The organism is Martinezella sp. CNPSo 3959 (assembly GCF_057784355.1).
This window is the reverse complement of the sequence record NZ_JBXSOV010000017.1, coordinates 14,043-29,611: the sequence shown is the minus strand read 5'-3', so window position 1 is coordinate 29,611 and position 15,569 is coordinate 14,043. Positions and strand designations below refer to the sequence as shown.

At 60.8% G+C, this 15,569-nt stretch carries 13 protein-coding genes; 11 read left to right on the top strand and 2 right to left on the bottom strand.

All coding sequences use genetic code 11. The features are described 5' to 3' along the window. Positions 1-150: 150 nt before the first annotated feature. Genes AC13RE_RS25520 through AC13RE_RS25505 form a run of 4 tightly spaced genes read left to right on the top strand, consistent with a single transcriptional unit; the run spans position 151 to position 3,710 of the window. Positions 151-1,092, top strand: coding sequence for an ABC transporter permease (locus AC13RE_RS25520; protein ID WP_488565005.1), 942 nt, complete (start codon positions 151-153; stop codon positions 1,090-1,092). After that, positions 1,092-1,970, top strand: a complete 879-nt coding sequence (locus AC13RE_RS25515) for an ABC transporter permease (RefSeq protein ID WP_488565004.1) — start codon at positions 1,092-1,094, stop codon at positions 1,968-1,970. The genes AC13RE_RS25520 and AC13RE_RS25515 overlap by 1 nt, the downstream gene beginning before the upstream one ends. Beyond that, positions 1,971-3,179, top strand: a complete 1,209-nt coding sequence (locus AC13RE_RS25510; RefSeq protein ID WP_488565003.1) for an amidohydrolase/deacetylase family metallohydrolase — start codon at positions 1,971-1,973, stop codon at positions 3,177-3,179. Between the two features lie 18 nt (positions 3,180-3,197). Further along, positions 3,198-3,710, top strand: coding sequence for a RidA family protein (locus AC13RE_RS25505; RefSeq protein WP_488482847.1), 513 nt, complete (start codon positions 3,198-3,200; stop codon positions 3,708-3,710). 67 nt (positions 3,711-3,777) lie between these two features. Here the strand turns inward: AC13RE_RS25505 and AC13RE_RS25500 are convergent, their stop codons facing one another. Beyond that, entirely contained in the window at positions 3,778-4,605 is an 828-nt protein-coding gene (locus AC13RE_RS25500; RefSeq protein WP_488565002.1) for an IclR family transcriptional regulator, read from the bottom strand. Between the two features lie 92 nt (positions 4,606-4,697). Between AC13RE_RS25500 and AC13RE_RS25495 the strand changes: the two genes are divergently transcribed. From AC13RE_RS25495 to AC13RE_RS25470, 6 genes are all read left to right on the top strand, one after another. Further along, on the top strand, positions 4,698-5,894 hold the full coding sequence (locus AC13RE_RS25495; protein WP_488565001.1) for an aminotransferase class V-fold PLP-dependent enzyme: 1,197 nt from the start codon (positions 4,698-4,700) through the stop codon (positions 5,892-5,894). A gap of 32 nt (positions 5,895-5,926) precedes the next feature. Next, entirely contained in the window at positions 5,927-7,759 is a 1,833-nt protein-coding gene (locus tag AC13RE_RS25490; protein WP_488565000.1) for an ABC transporter ATP-binding protein, read from the top strand. A 162-nt stretch (positions 7,760-7,921) separates the two neighbouring features. Beyond that, positions 7,922-8,920: a LacI family DNA-binding transcriptional regulator gene (locus tag AC13RE_RS25485; RefSeq protein ID WP_488564999.1), complete on the top strand. Its 999-nt coding sequence runs from the start codon at positions 7,922-7,924 to the stop codon at positions 8,918-8,920. Continuing rightward, the gene (locus AC13RE_RS25480; protein WP_488564998.1) at positions 8,910-10,688 is read left to right on the top strand and encodes an adenine deaminase; all 1,779 of its coding nucleotides are present in this window, start codon (positions 8,910-8,912) and stop codon (positions 10,686-10,688) included. Before AC13RE_RS25485 ends, AC13RE_RS25480 begins: the two co-directional genes overlap by 11 nt. Positions 10,689-10,818: 130 nt before the next feature. Further along, positions 10,819-13,176: an Orn/Lys/Arg family decarboxylase gene (locus AC13RE_RS25475; RefSeq protein ID WP_488564997.1), complete on the top strand. Its 2,358-nt coding sequence runs from the start codon at positions 10,819-10,821 to the stop codon at positions 13,174-13,176. 20 nt (positions 13,177-13,196) lie between these two features. Beyond that, positions 13,197-13,757, top strand: a complete 561-nt coding sequence (locus tag AC13RE_RS25470; protein ID WP_095438591.1) for a GNAT family N-acetyltransferase — start codon at positions 13,197-13,199, stop codon at positions 13,755-13,757. 12 nt (positions 13,758-13,769) lie between these two features. Here the strand turns inward: AC13RE_RS25470 and AC13RE_RS25465 are convergent, their stop codons facing one another. Next, positions 13,770-14,084 (bottom strand): hypothetical protein, encoded by a 315-nt coding sequence (locus AC13RE_RS25465; protein WP_488564996.1) that lies wholly within the window; start codon positions 14,082-14,084, stop codon positions 13,770-13,772. 367 nt (positions 14,085-14,451) lie between these two features. On the opposite strand from AC13RE_RS25465, the gene dinB reads away from it, so the two are divergent. Next, the gene (dinB, locus tag AC13RE_RS25460) at positions 14,452-15,567 is read left to right on the top strand and encodes a DNA polymerase IV (RefSeq protein ID WP_488564995.1); all 1,116 of its coding nucleotides are present in this window, start codon (positions 14,452-14,454) and stop codon (positions 15,565-15,567) included. Positions 15,568-15,569 lie beyond the last annotated feature (2 nt).

The window sequence follows — 15,569 nt, the reverse complement described above, 5'->3', positions numbered from 1 at the left end:
GGCGCCCGTTCCGAATCCCGTCCGCTTGCGGATCTAGAGCAATCCCAGGAAAAACGCACTGCGGTTTTCCGTTCGGGATTGCGAGAGAACAAAGAAATAGGGTGGTTCCGCCGGTCGAAGAGAACCGGAACTACTCTGGGAACCGACGCAATGATACGTTACATCCTTCAACGTCTTGCGGGCATGATCGTCGTGATGTTTCTCGTCGTCACGATCGTTTTCGTGATCGTGCGCGTGACCCCCGGCGATCCAGCCGCCGTCATGCTCGGCCCCGATGCGACCGCGCAGGATATTGCCGAACTGCGAACCCGGCTTGGCCTCGACCAGTCCATCGTCGTCCAATACCTGTTCTATGTCGGGCAGTTGCTGAAGGGCGATCTCGGCCAGTCGATCTTCCTCAATATTCCGGTCTCCTCCGCGCTTCTTGAACGCGCCGAGCCGACCTTTTTCCTGACGCTGTTCTCCCTCCTCATCGCTGGCGTCATCGCGCTGCCGATCGGCATCTATGCCGCCTATCGGCGCGGATCGCTCGTCGACCAGGCTTCGATGGCGATCGGCATGCTGGCGGCGAGCATACCGAGCTTCTGGCTTGGCCTTATCCTGATGCAGATCTTCGCGGTTCGCCTGGGGATGTTTCCGGTGTCCGGCTATGGCGGACCGGGTGCAAGCTTCCTGGATCGCATGTATCATCTGACGCTGCCGGCCGTCGCGCTCGGTCTCGTGTCCTCGGCGCTGATCCTGCGTTTCACGCGCGCATCGATGCTCGACGTGCTCGGGGACGACTATATCCGCACCGCCCGCGCCAAAGGGCTCATCGAACGCCGCGTGGTCCTCAAACATGCGCTGAAGAACGCGTTGATTCCCATTCTCACCGTCCTTGGGCTGACAGCGGCCGTGCTGATTTCCGGCGCCGTCGTCACAGAGACCGTCTTCGGCCTGCCGGGTGTCGGCAGCCTCGTCGTCTCGGCGGTGCTGCGCCGCGACTATCCGGTGATCCAGGGGGCCCTGCTCGTCATCGCCGGCCTCTACGTCCTGATCAATTTTGCGATCGACATGCTCTACCTGCTGGTTGATCCGAGGGTACGCTACTGATGGCCGATATCGCAACCGATACACCAAAGCAGGCACAGAGCGAGCGAAGCAAGTTCCTTCGCCGGCTTCTGAAGCGCAAGACCGTCGCCGCCGGCCTCATTGTGCTGACGATCTTCGTGCTGCTTGCCATCCTCGCCCCCTGGATCGCGCCCTATTCGCCCTCGAAGCTCTCGATCGTCAATCGACTGAAGCCCCCAAGCGGGGTTTACTGGTTCGGCACCGACGAGTTCGGCCGCGATATCTTCTCCCGCACCATCTATGCAGGACGATTGTCGCTGCTCGTCGGAGCCGCCGTCGTGGCTCTGTCGGCTGTGATCGGCGTCACGCTGGGCCTGCTCGCCGGCTTCTTCCAAAGGCTCGACACGCCGATCGCCCGCCTGATCGATGCGATGATGGCGTTTCCCGACATTTTGCTCGCCATTGCGCTGGTCGCAGCCCTCGGCCCGTCGCTGATGACTGTTATCGTCGCGCTATCGATCGTGTACGCCCCGCGACTGGCCCGCATCGTCCGCGCCTCGACGCTTGTCATCCGCGAACTCCCTTACGTGGAGGCCGCCAAGGCTCTCGGCATCTCGACGTTCCACATCATGACGCGGCATGTCCTTCGAAACCTCCTGTCGCCGATCCTGGTGCAGGGCTCGTTTCTCTTCGCCAGCGCCATGCTCGCCGAAGCCGGGCTCTCGTTTCTCGGCCTCGGTGTCAGCCCCGAAATCCCGACTTGGGGAACCATGATCGCGGCCGGCCGCCAATATATCGGCCAGGCCGACTGGATGACCTATTTCCCCGGCTTTGCCATCATTCTCTCCGTGCTTTCGCTGCAAATGGTCGGCGACGGCCTGCGAGACATGCTCGATCCAAGACTTCGAAAGGACCTGTAAATGACCGGTGAAAAAGCGGGCAAGCCGCTCCTCCTCACCAATGTAAAGCCCATGGCATTCGGCGACATCACGGCTGCCGGCCTCATCGACATTCTCGTCGGCGCTGACGGCAGGATCACCGCCGTCGGCCCGCAGCTTGCCGCTCCCGGTGATGTCGAGCGCGTTGACGGCAAGGGCGCCTGGATCTCTCCCGGCTGGATCGACCTGCATGTCCATATCTGGCATGGCGGCACTGATATCTCGATCCGCCCCTCCGAATGCGGCGCCGAGCGCGGCGTCACGACGCTCGTCGATGCGGGTTCGGCCGGCGAAGCCAATTTTCATGGCTTCCGCGAATATATCATCGAGCCCTCCAGGGAACGCATCAAGGCCTTCCTCAATCTCGGCTCGATCGGCCTCGTTGCCTGCAATCGCGTCCCCGAATTGCGCGATATCAAGGATATCAATCTCGACCGCATCCTCGAATGCTATGCCGAGAACAGCGAGCATATCGTCGGCATCAAGGTGCGTGCCAGTCACGTCATCACCGGCTCCTGGGGTGTCACACCCGTTAAGCTCGGCAAGAAGATCGCCAAGATCCTGAAGGTGCCGATGATGGTGCATGTCGGCGAGCCGCCGGCACTCTACGACGAAGTGCTAGAAATCCTCGGCCCGGGCGATGTCGTCACGCACTGCTTCAATGGCAAGGCCGGCTCGAGCATCATGGAGGATGAGGACCTCTACAATCTCGCCGAGCGCTGCGCCGGTGAAGGCATCCGCCTCGATATCGGCCATGGCGGAGCGTCCTTCTCCTTCAAGGTCGCGGAAGCGGCGATCAAACGCGGCCTGCTGCCCTACTCGATCTCGACCGACCTGCATGGGCATTCGATGAACTTCCCGGTCTGGGATCTCGCGACCACCATGTCCAAGCTGCTCGCGGTCGGCATGCCGTTCGACAAGGTCGTGGACGCCGTCACCCATGCACCGGCTTCGGTCATCAAGCTTTCGATGGACAGCCGGCTGTCAGTCGGCGAACGAGCCGATTTCACCATCTTCGATCTCGTGGATGAGGATCTCGAAGCGACCGATTCCAATGGCGACGTCTCGCGCCTCAAGAAGCTGTTCGAGCCGCGCTACGCGGTGATCGGCGCGGAGGCGATCACCGCCAGCCGCTATATACCGCGCGCGCGCAAGCTCGTTCGCCACAGCCACGGCTATTCGTGGCGCTAGTCAAAACACTAAGATCGCATAGCAGGAGCATACGTGAACACGTCCCCAACACAGGCCGCTTCAGCAGCGCAAACACCTTACCAGCGACTGGCGGCGCTCGGCATCGAGCTGCCGCCGCCGCCGCCGCCGATCGCCAATTTCGTCACCCATGTCCGCGAAGGCAACGTGCTCTATCTATCGGGTCAAGGGCCGCGGGAACTGGATGGCCACCTCCATTCTGGCAAGGTCGGCGGTGATGTCGGCGTCGACCGGGCCTATCAGCATGCGCGGCTGACGGGCATCAATCTTCTTGCGGTCATGCACGATGCACTCGGCGATCTCTCCAGGGTGAAGCGGGTGGTAAAATTGCTCGGCATGGTCAATGCCGTGCCGCATTTCGAGGATCATCCAAGCGTCATCAACGGCTGCTCGGACCTCTTCGTCGAAGTCTTCGGCGAGGCGGGCCAGCATGCCCGTTCGGCTGTCGGCTTCGGTTCGCTTCCCGGCAATATCACGGTCGAAATCGAAGCGATCGTATCGCTCAATGATTAGTCTTTGCGCAATTCCGGACGCAAAACCGCGTCGCACTTTTGCTGGAATTGCTCCACGGAGGACGAATTCAGTGGTTGCGCCAGCCCATCAGCTTTTCGATCCGCTCGGCAGCCGCGCGCACCTGCGCGCCATAATGGTTGCCGTCGGAAACGGCTTTCTGCTCGGGAAGCACGATCGAAATGGTCGCGACACATTGACCATCCCGGTCAATGACCGGCGAGGCGATACAGGCAACCGCATAATCGGACTCCGCCACCTGGATCGACAAGCGCTCCTCAAATGCTTTGCTCGCGGCATCGGAAAGCACGCCGGCATCGACCTCGGCCCGACCGGTCGGCGAGGTGCGGGCACAGCGCTTGAAAAGCTCGATCCTTTCCTCTTCGGGCAAGTGGCCGACCAACAATCGGCCCGAGGCAGTCCAGTTGAGGGGCACGCGGGTTCCGACACGGGAAGCGACCTGGAAATGGCTTGGCCCATCCGCCATCGCCAGTACCAGCATGTTGTCGCCGTCACGGCCGCAGACCTGCACCGTCTCGCTCGCCTGCCGGCAAAGATCGTGCATTTCGCGCGTGGCGACGCTCATGAAATCCAGCGACCGGGCGTAGGCGAGGCCGTAGTGGTAAAGGCGCGCGCCGAGCCAGACGGAACCGTCGGCATTGCGGCCGAGCATGTTCTTTTCGACCAGATCGTCGATGATCACATAGACGGTCGAAAGAGGCGCCTTGATCGCCTTGGCAATCGCATAGGCTCCAGCCGGCGCGCCGGTTTCATAGAGATAGTCGATCACCTGCAGCGCGCGATCGATGCCGCTCACGCGCGAACGGCGCGCGCCTTTGGCTTCCGCCGGGGAATCAACGTCTTCAGGGAGTACGGCCGGTAGGCTCTTGGCGTCCAAATCAACGCTCCTCGTGAGATTTCGAGAAGCTATTACATTACTATGGTATAGCTGTCGATGACAATCGGCAGTCGTCACTTTGGAGAGATAGAATGTCCGATGATATCCGTAGCAAGATCGGCCTGAGGCCCGTCATCAACGTGTCCGGCACCATGACGAGCCTCGGCGCATCGATCGTCGTGCCCGAAGCCATTGCGGCGATGGCGGCGATCCTGCCGCAATTCGTCGAGATCAACGACCTTCAGCGCAAGGCCAGCGCCGTCATCGCGCGGCTCACGGGCGGCGAGGCAGGCTTCGTGACGGCATCCTGCTCCTCCGGGATCAGCCTCGCTGTCGCCGGCGCCATCACCGGCAACAACCTGCTCTCCATAGAGAGGCTGCCTGATGCCGCACCGGACAAGAACGAAGTCATCGTGCAGATGGGCCATGTGGTGAGCTACGGCGCTCCAGTGGATCAGGCGATCCGCCTTGCCGGCGGCAAGGTCGTCCTGATCGGTCAGGCAACGTCGACGCATCGCTTCCATATGGAAAACGCCATAACCGAGAAGACGGCGGCAGCCGTTTACGTCGTATCGCATCATGTGGTCGATTACGGCCTGCTGCATCTGACCGAATTCGTCGAGATTGCCAATGCCAAGGGCGTGCCCGTCATCGTCGATGCCGCGTCGGAATATGACTTGAAGCTCTTCCTGGCGCACGGCGCCGATGTCGTGCTCTATTCCGGCCATAAGTTCCTCGGCGGCCCGACCTCCGGCATCGTTGCCGGCAGGAAAGAGCTGGTGCGCAACGCCTTCCTGCAGAACATGGGCATCGGCCGCGGCATGAAGGTCGGCAAGGAAAGCATCTATGGCACGATGGCGGCGTTGGAGGCTTGGGAAAAGCGTGACCATGCCGGCATCCGCGAACGCGAGACCGGCTATCTGAACCTATGGAAACGAACTCTCGACGGCCGCCCCGGTGTCACCGCCCTGATCGAGCCGGATCCCACCAACAATCCGCTCGATCGCATGCGTGTCATCATCTCGGCGCACGAGGCGCATATCACTGCCTGGGATCTTGCGGCGGCGCTTGCCCGCGGCAATCCACCGGTCATCGTGCGGGACCACGAGGTGGAGCATCACTATTTCTATCTCGACCCATGCAATCTGCATCCCGGCCAGGAGACGATCGTGGCGACCCGGCTTGCCGAGGAACTCGACAAGGCACGCGCCTCCAACGAGATCATCGCGACGCCGATCGAAAACCGCAGCCGGCATCGCTTCGACAGCGTGCTGAATTGGCCGGACTGAGTGGTGACAGGGATCGCAAGAAGGGAGCAAGCATGAGTACATCGCAGGCAAAGGCAGCAGGGGCCGCCGAACCCATCCTCTCGGTCGAGAACCTCACCACCTCGTTCCTCGTGGATGGCGCATGGAGACCCGTCGTGCGCAATGTATCCTTCTCGGTCGCACCGGGCGAGACGGTGGCGATCGTCGGCGAGAGCGGCTCGGGCAAGAGCGTCACCTCGCTCTCGATCATGCGGTTGCTGCAGAGCGATTCGAGCCGCATTGAGGGGAGGATCATACTCGGCGGCCGCAACCTGCTGTCTCTTCCCGAGCATGAGATGCGCAAGGTGCGCGGCAACGACGTGTCGATGATCTTCCAGGAGCCGATGACTTCTCTCAATCCGCTCTTCACTATCGGCGACCAGATTTCCGAGGCCTTGCTCTGCCACAAGAATATGTCGGCCAGGGATGCCAGGGCCGAGACGATACGGCTGCTCGAAAAGGTCCGCATTCCCTCGGCCGCATCGCGCTTCGACGAATATCCGCACCGCTTTTCCGGTGGCATGCGCCAGCGCGTCATGATCGCCATGGCGCTTGCCTCGAAACCGAAACTGCTGATCGCCGACGAGCCGACGACCGCCCTCGACGTCACGATCCAGGGTCAGATCCTCGATCTCATCAAGATGCTGCAGGACGAGGAAGGAACCTCCGTCCTGTTCATCACGCATGACATGGGCGTGGTGGCGGAAATCGCCGATCGCACGGTCGTCATGTATCGCGGCGAGCAGGTGGAGACAGGTGCGACGGCCGACATCTTCCATCGCGGCCAGCATCCCTATACCCGCGCACTTTTGTCAGCTGTGCCGGTGCTCGGTTCGATGCAATCCTACGAACAGCCGTTGCGCTTCCCCGTCGTCAATACGGCAACGGGAGAATCCGACACGCCTGCCGAGGTGCCGGATACGGTCGCGAAGGAAAAGCCGGTTCTGCAGGTGAAGAACCTCACCAAGCGCTTCGACATCCATTCGGGCCTCTTCGGAAAGCTCAAAGGCCGCGTGCACGCGGTCGAAGACGTCTCGTTCGATCTCTTTGCCGGCGAAACATTGTCGCTTGTCGGCGAATCCGGCTGCGGCAAGTCGACCACCGGACGCGCGATCATGCGGCTGATCGAGCCGCAATCCGGCTCCGTCATCGTCGATGGCCGCGACGTGCTCTCGCTTGGCAAGCGGGATATGCGCGAGATGCGCAAATCCGTGCAGATGATCTTCCAGGATCCCTTCGCCTCGCTCAACCCGCGCATGACGGTCGGTCAGGCGATCGCCGAACCCTATCTCGAACACAGGATGGGAACGGCAAGGGAGGCGAAAGAGATCGTCGCCGATATGCTGCGCAAGGTGGGCCTGACGCCTGACATGGCCGGCCGCTATCCGCACGAATTCTCCGGCGGCCAGCGCCAACGCATCTGCATCGCCCGCGCGCTGGCACTGCAGCCGAAGGTGATCGTCGCCGACGAAAGCGTGTCGGCGCTCGACGTGTCGATCAAGGCACAGGTCATCAACCTGATGCTCGACCTGCAGCAGAGCCTCAACCTTTCCTTCCTGTTCATCTCCCACGATATGGCCGTGGTGGAACGTGTCAGCCACCGCGTCGCCGTCATGTATCTCGGCGAGATCGTCGAGATCGGTCCCCGCGCCGCCGTCTTCGGCAATCCTCAGCACGACTACACGAAGAAGCTGATGGCGGCCGTTCCGGTACCGGACCCCGATCGCCGACGTGAGAAGCGCATGCCGACGAGCGACGAATTGAAGAGCCCGATCCGGCCCGTCGATTATCTGGTCAAGCCACGCGAGTATCGAGCAGTCTCTTCCAGCCATCTGGTTGCCGTCTGACACTTCAATCCGATCGACCGGAAGGTCCTTCATCATCCGCAACCTGAGCAAACGCCAGTACCGGCGAAACCGCGCTTCCTCCTTGCGCAGTTAAAGACGCTCTTGCAAACGCACACCGCTTTGATTAATCGTTTAATCAAAGAAACCGGAGCGCGCTCTTGGATGAGTCAGACACGCCCTTCTTCAATTCGGGAAATCGCAACCAAGCTGGGTGTCTCCACGGCTACGGTCTCGAATGCCCTGCGTGGCACGGGACGGGTGTCATCAGCACTGGCAGAGCAGATTCGCCTCGAAGCGGACAGGCTCGGCTATGTGCCTGACCATACGGCCCGCGCTCTGCGCACAGGCAAGAGCAATACGGTCGGCCTGCTGGTTCCGAATATCGGCCAACCCTTGTTTCCCGCTTTTGCCCAGGCCATCGAACGAGCTGCTAAGCGGCGCGGTCTTGCCGTTCTGATCGGTGATAGTCAGGGCGATCCGCAGCAGCAGGAATTCGAAATCAAGACCATGATCACCCGCGGCGTCGATGCGCTGATCGTGATACCGACGCGCGGCACGACCATTGCGCCCACGGACGTCGCTGTGCCGGTCGCTGTCATCGACAGCGCCGCCACAACAGGCAATGTCGCCGCCAGCGATCATCGCGAGGGTGGACGTCTCATCGCCCGCCATCTGCTCGAACTCGGTCATGACCGGCTTCTGATCCTTGCCGGCCCGGAAAATTCGCTGGTGGCACGCGAGCGCGTCGACGGAATGTGCGAAATCTTCCGCCAGGCAGGGATCGAACCGACTTTGCGACACAGCGATGCAACGTTCGAAGCCGGCAGCGCCCTCGGCCGCGAGCTTGATCTACAGCACTTTACAGCCTGCGCCGCCGCCTATGACGCCCTCGCCGTCGGCTTTGCCATTGCCGTCAAAGACAGAGGCTGCAGCATTCCGAAAGACATGTCGCTCACCGGCTTTGATGATCTGATGTGGGCTCAAATCGTCTCCCCGCCGCTTACGACCGTCCGGCAGGATCTGGAAGCGGTGGCGAACCACGCGCTCGCCTTCGTTGCCGGAGAAACCGACACCAGCGGGATATTCCCGACGGAACTCGTCGTGCGGCAATCCACCGCGCGCCCATCCGCCTTTGCCAAGGGAGGCAGACATGCCGAATGAACCTCACGACCTCCATTCGTCCGAGCTGCGCGACCGTGCCGTGCGGGCGGCGTTGGGGCTTGAGCCGTTCGATATACTCATCATCGGCGGAACGCTCGTCGATGTCGCGACTTCGGAAATGAGGCCGGCGGATATCGGCCTTGTCGGCCCCTTGATCGCAAGCGTTCATCCGTGGGGGACACGGAAGGACGCAAGCCAGATTGTCGATGCTTCGGGACATTTCATCACGCCCGGATTTATCGACACGCATATGCACGTCGAAAGCTCGATGGTGACGCCGAGGCGATATGCCGAAACGGTCGTTCCCCAGGGCACGACGACGGTCTGCTGGGACCCGCATGAAATCGGCAACGTCACTGGCCTCGATGGCATTCGATGGGCGCTTGAGGAGACACAGCAATTGCCGCTGCGCTTCCTGACCCTGGCACCATCCTGCGTCCCTTCGGCGCCCGGCCTGGAACTTGCCGGCGCGGAATTCCGGTCAGGCGAAATGGCGATCATGCTCAGTTGGCCGGAGATTTCCGGCGTCGCCGAAGTAATGAACATGCGAGGGGTCCTTGAGCGAAGCGAGCCGATGCGCAGCGTCCTCAAGGCCGGACTTGCGAGCGGCAAGCGCGTTTGCGGTCATGCTCGCGGCCTCGAAGGCGCGGAATTGCAAGCCTTTGTCGCCGCAGGCATCCAATCCGATCACGAACTCACCTCAGGCGAGGACTTGCTGGCGAAATTACGGGCGGGCCTGACCATCGAGTTGCGCGGTTCTCATGACTATGTCCTGCCCGGCATTGTCGAGGCCCTGAAAAAGCTGCCTCATCTGCCGCAAACACTGACGATCTGCACCGATGACGTCTTCCCCGACGACCTCGTGAATGACGGCGCGATGTCATCAGTCCTGCGGCGCCTCATAGGCTATGGCATGAAGCCGGTCGATGCCATCCGCGCCGCCACGCTCAACGCCGCTATGTGGTTGAACCGTTATGATCTGGGGTTGGTCGCGCCCGGCCGCCGCGCCGACATCGTCATCCTCTCCGATCTGGAAAGGATCGTGGTCGACCGCGTCTATGCATCGGGGCGTGAAGTTGCCAGCGGCGGCAATCTTATTGGAAGAGGCACGAGCGTGTCCTCGGATGCCTATCGCGACACCGTAAAGCTTGAGAAACTTTCCGCCACCGATTTCACCATCACTCTGCCAGGTATGACTGAGGCAAGGGTGAACACCGTCGTCAGTCCGCGGTTTACAAAATGGGGAGAGGCGGCCGTCAAAGTCGAAGACGGCAAGCTCGTTCTGCCTGATCACATGCTCCTGATGGCCGTCATCCACCGCCATGGCAGAAAAGAGCCGACGCCGGTCATCGGCATCCTGGAGGACTGGGGCTATTGGCGCGGTGCTCTGGCAACGACGATATCGCATGACAGCCATAACCTCACGATCTTCGGCCGCGATCCGGCGGATATGGCTGCGGCGGCCAATGCCGTCATCGAGGCCGGCGGCGGCATGGCGACGGCGGCCGATGGCGAGGTGACGGCAGTGCTTCCCCTGCCCGTCTGCGGCTTGCTGTCGGATGCGCCCGCAAAGGACGTGGCCGATGACTTCGCCAGGCTGCGCGCGGCGGCCGATGCCATCGCTGACTGGATGCCGCCCATTCGCACTTTCAAGGCAGTCGTCGGAGCAAGCCTCGCCTGCAATCCCGGCCCGCATGTGACCGATCTCGGACTGACCGACGGAACTACCCGGGACATCAGACCGCTTCTGGCTGCAAGCCGAAACTGAAGTCACCGGCCAAACGGTAATACTGCCGATTTAGAAGAACATCCGAACCGCAGTGGACGTCCTCTATTCTGTCACATCCATGTCATGAAATACGCCGACACCTCATGCCAAATCAGGAGCGGGTACTCAGATGGATTATTTCAGACGTTTCAACTTTCTGTTCGCGACGCCAACCTTTGACAATGAGGATCTGGAGGGTGCCCGCTACAATCAGATCGTCGAGGAGATCGAACGCTCCGGTTTCGAGGTGGTGCGCGCGCGCAATCTCGAAGATGCCGAGATCGCCGTACAGACGGATGCCGCTATCGGCTGCATGCTGGTCGACTGGGGCAAGAAGGGCCTGGAAGGCAAGACAGCCTCTCTCATCAACCTCATGCGCCGGCGCGGCCTCGAATTCCCCATCATCCTGCTGATCCGTCGCAAGCGCTTCGAGGATGTGCCGGTCGAAGTCCTCGATTTTATCGACGGCTACGTCTTCCTGTCAGAAGAAACGCCCGCTTTCATCGCTAAGAGCCTCATCAGCCGCCTCAAGCAATATGCCGAAACGCTGAAGACGCCGTTCTTCGGCGCTCTCGTCGATTATGCCGAGGAGGGTAATCACCTCTGGACCTGCCCCGGGCACAATGGCGGCATCTTCTATAGCCGCAGCCCCATCGGTCGGGTCTTTATGGAACATTTGGGTGAAGCGGTCTTCCGCGACGATCTCGACAATTCCGTGCTCGATCTCGGCGACCTCCTGACCCATGAGGGACCTGCGCTTGCCGCGCAAAAGGAAGCAGCCAAGATCTTCGGCGCCGAGAAGACCTATTTCGTGCTGAACGGCACCTCCACGTCAAACAAGGTCGCGCTCTCGGCGCTCGTGACCGACGGCGATCTCGTGCTGTTCGACCGCAACAACCACAAGGCCGCCCATCACGGCGCCCTGATGATCTCGGGCGGTATTCCGGTCTATCTGCCGACCAGACGCAATCTCTATGGCCTCATCGGTCCGATGGATTTCGCTGAAATGGACGAGGACGCGCTGCGCGAGCGTATCCGCACCCATCCGCTGGTGAAAGATCCGGAGGCCTACAAGAAGCCTCGGCCGTTCCGCGTCGCGGTCGTGGAACAGTGCACCTATGACGGCACCATCCACAATGCTGAGATGATCCTCAAGCGCATCGGCCATCTCTGCGATTACATTCTTTTCGACGAGGCCTGGGCCGGCTTCATGAAGTTTCATCCGCTTTATGCCGGGCGCTTTGCCATGGGTCTTTCCGACCTCGGCCCGGATGCGCCTGGTATCATCGCCACCCAATCCACCCATAAGCAGCTGGCAAGCTTCTCGCAGGCCTCGCAGATCCACATGAAGGATAGGCACATCACCGGCCAGAAGCGCCGCGTAGAGCACCGGCGCTTCAACGAAAGCTTCATGCAGCACGCTTCGACCTCGCCCTTCTATCCGCTGTTTGCCTCGCTCGACGTCGGCGCGCAGATGATGAAGGGCCGCTCGGGCGAAGTGCTCTGGGACGACACGATCCGTCTCGGCATCGAACTGCGCAAGAAAATCCGTGCCGTGCGCCGCGAATTCGAGGAGAAGGAGCATCGTCAGGAACGTCGCTGGTTCTTCGAGCCTTTCGTGCCGGATCGGGTCGCGATCCCGGATGTGTCGAGCCCAGGCGCCGTGCATGACGTGTCGTGGGAAAGCGTCGCGACCGACCAACTCGCCACCAATCCCGCCTTCTGGCACCTGACGCCCGATGCGGCATGGCACGGCTTTTCCGGTATGGAACCGGGCTTTGCCATGACAGACCCGAACAAGCTTACCCTGCTGACACCGGGCTTTGATCGCCGAACGGGGAAATACACGGAACACGGCATACCGGCACCCGTGGTCGCGCAATATCTGCGCGAAAACCGTATCGTCGCGGAAAAGAACGATCTCAATTCGCTGCTCTTCCTCCTTACCCCCGGTGTCGAAGCCAGCAAGGCCGGCACGTTGATCAGCGGCCTTGTCGCCTTCAAGAAGCTTCATGACGACAATGCGCTGCTGGAAGAAGCAATCCCGGAATTCTATCGCCGCCGTCCAGGCCGCTATGCAGGCGTGCGCCTGCGCGATCTTTGCGCTGAAATGCACAATTTCTTCCGCCAGGCCGATGTGAGCGCCCTGCAGACAAAACAGTTTTCCGCCGAACACCTGCCGCCGATCGCCATGTCGCCGCATGATGCTGCGCGCTGCCTCGTTCGCAACGATGTCGACTATCTGCCGATCGACGCTATCGCCGGCCGCATCGCAACGACACCCTTCGTCGTCTATCCTCCGGGTATCGCGACGATCGTGCCGGGCGAGCGCCTGACGGAGCAGGCAAAACCCATGATCGACTATCTCAAGATGTTTGAAACCTGCTTCAACACCTTCCCCGGTTTCGAGGTGGAGATTCAAGGCCTCTATCGCGAGATCGATGCAGCCGGCAAAATCCGGCTCTATACCTACGTCGTCGCGGAATAGGCTGGAAATTCGGATTGGTCATGAAGCAGGATAAAACAATCATCGTTCGTCCGTCCCGGGAGAGCGACGTCGATGCCATGCTGGCAATCTATCGCCGCCATATTCACCGCGGCGTCGAGGCTGGGGTTGATGATAGCGACACGCCGCAGCCGGACGATCTGCGCGAACGGCGCAAGAATTTGAAGGACAAACGCTTCCCACATGTCGTTGCGATCGAGGGTGAGAAGGTCGTCGGCTATGCCTATGTGGTATTGTTTCGTAAGCGCCCTGCCTATCGCTACACCGTCAAGCATTCGATCTATGTGCATCACGACCATGTTGGCCAGGGTGTCGGCAGCCTGCTGATGCGCGGGCTGATCGACGCTTGCGCAGCGGCCGGTTTCCGGCAGATGATCGGCTATATCGACGCCGACAACGCGGCGTCGCTGGCCTTGCACGAACGCTTCGGCTTCGTTCGCGTCGGCCTGCTCCCGGCTGTTGCCTATCGTTACGGTCGCTGGGCCGATACCGTGATGGTCCAGCGCTCGCTCGGTCCCGGCTCCACCACGCAGCCGCCTCCGCCGCCGCTCTCCACCCGCTGAAGCAAAGGGGGCTTATACCGGCTGCGTTTGAGCTGGCCTGAAACCCAGCACGAAATCCACGACCTTCGACGAGGACATTTCGCAAGGCTTGAGGTTGAGGCTGGCTCCCGAGAGCACATAGAGATTGAAACTGACGACATCGGTCCCGCCAAGCTCCTCGCCATAGAGCCAGATCCGTTTCCCGTCAGCCGATCGCTTGACCGTCACACCCCAGAGGCGATCTTGAAAACGCCCCTCCGAATAACCGTCAGACAGCTTCGCAAGCGCATGTTCGAATTCCGACAATTCGGACGCCAGCAGCGCATCTTCGGTCATGGCGCCAGGCATTCGTCACATATGCCGCAGCCGTCCTCATCCATCTTCCGCGCCGATCGTAGCCGTCGGCAGCATAAGCACGCGGTTCCGTTAGATCGAGATTCCTCGTCATGCTCGGGCGGAAGGATTTCCATCAGCAGGTCGGAAAGGGGTTCGGTTGCGATTTGGCCCATCTTGAGGCTCCGTATTGGGGGACGGACAACAGATAAGAAGCCTCGAAGGCATCTCAAGGTGGCACTTGCGAATGACTGTCACAGAGCGATTTTCCCCCGTCTCTCCGGCACGGCAAAGGAGCCGGTTTGATATCGTGATCAGGGATGATATGTTCTGTATTTGTTTCAGATTCTGCAATTGAAGGGTCCATGCTTGAACCTGCAGCATGATGACCGAGATCGCCATGAACGACACCAACACAAACCCTGTTCGGAAGATCATCCATGTCGATATGGATGCATTCTATGCGTCGGTTGAACAGCGAGACAATCCCGAGCTGCGCGGCAAGCCGCTTGCGGTCGGCGGGTCTGCGGCGCGCGGCGTCGTCGCGGCCGCAAGCTACGAGGCCCGCGCCTTCGGCGTTCACTCGGCAATGCCTTCTGTCACGGCAAAACGCAAATGCCCGGACCTGATTTTCGTGCCGCCACGCTTCGACGTCTACAGGGCAGTGTCGCAGCAGATCCGCGAAATCTTCGCCGAATATACTTCGATGATCGAGCCGCTGTCGCTTGACGAGGCCTATCTCGACGTCACCCAGAACAACAAGGGCATGGAAATCGCCACTGAGATCGCGCTCGAGATCCGGGCCAAGATCAAGCAGGTCACTGGTCTCAATGCTTCTGCCGGCATTTCCTACAACAAGTTCCTCGCCAAAATGGCAAGCGACCTCAACAAGCCCAACGGCCAGGCCGTCATCACGCCGAAGAACGGGCCAGCCTTCGTCGAAACGCTTCCCGTCAAGAAATTCCATGGCGTCGGGCCGGCGACAGCCGAGCGCATGCACAAATACGGGATCGAAACAGGGCTAGACCTGAAGTCGAAATCCCTCGCCTTCCTGCAGGAGCATTTTGGAAAGGCGGGGCCTTATTTCTACGGCATTGCCCGCGGCATTGACGAGCGCCAGGTAAAGCCCGACCGTATCCGTAAATCCATTGGCGCGGAAGATACGTTCGCTGTGGATATCGACGATCTCGAGCTGGCGACGGCGGAGCTGCGGCCCTTAGCACAGAAGGTCTGGCGCTACTGCGAAACAGGTGGCTTCAGCGCCAAAACGGTGACCGTGAAGATCAAATATTCGGACTTCACCCAAGCAACCCGCAGTCGGACAAGCTCCCTGCCGCTCGCAGACGGCGCCGCTGTTCTTGAGACAGCGTCGGCGCTTCTGGCAACCGTCCATCCGTTCGCGCGGCCGATCCGGCTGCTTGGCATCACGCTTTCGTCTTTGACGAACGAAGAGGCCGAAGATGGGAGATCACAGCCTCAGCTCGATCTCGGCATCTGAGA

What these genes read in the sequence shown, in the direction of transcription:
- AC13RE_RS25520 (WP_488565005.1), top strand. Translation starts at nt 151, where the DNA reads ATGATACGTTACATCCTTCAACGTCTTGCGGGCATGATCGTCGTGATG.
- AC13RE_RS25515 (WP_488565004.1), top strand. Translation starts at nt 1,092, where the DNA reads ATGGCCGATATCGCAACCGATACACCAAAGCAGGCACAGAGCGAGCGA.
- AC13RE_RS25510 (WP_488565003.1), top strand. Translation starts at nt 1,971, where the DNA reads ATGACCGGTGAAAAAGCGGGCAAGCCGCTCCTCCTCACCAATGTAAAG.
- AC13RE_RS25495 (WP_488565001.1), top strand. Translation starts at nt 4,698, where the DNA reads ATGTCCGATGATATCCGTAGCAAGATCGGCCTGAGGCCCGTCATCAAC.
- AC13RE_RS25490 (WP_488565000.1), top strand. Translation starts at nt 5,927, where the DNA reads ATGAGTACATCGCAGGCAAAGGCAGCAGGGGCCGCCGAACCCATCCTC.
- AC13RE_RS25485 (WP_488564999.1), top strand. Translation starts at nt 7,922, where the DNA reads ATGAGTCAGACACGCCCTTCTTCAATTCGGGAAATCGCAACCAAGCTG.
- AC13RE_RS25480 (WP_488564998.1), top strand. Translation starts at nt 8,910, where the DNA reads ATGCCGAATGAACCTCACGACCTCCATTCGTCCGAGCTGCGCGACCGT.
- AC13RE_RS25475 (WP_488564997.1), top strand. Translation starts at nt 10,819, where the DNA reads ATGGATTATTTCAGACGTTTCAACTTTCTGTTCGCGACGCCAACCTTT.
- AC13RE_RS25470 (WP_095438591.1), top strand. Translation starts at nt 13,197, where the DNA reads ATGAAGCAGGATAAAACAATCATCGTTCGTCCGTCCCGGGAGAGCGAC.
- AC13RE_RS25465 (WP_488564996.1), bottom strand. Translation starts at nt 14,084, where the DNA reads ATGCCTGGCGCCATGACCGAAGATGCGCTGCTGGCGTCCGAATTGTCG.
- dinB (WP_488564995.1), top strand. Translation starts at nt 14,452, where the DNA reads ATGATGACCGAGATCGCCATGAACGACACCAACACAAACCCTGTTCGG.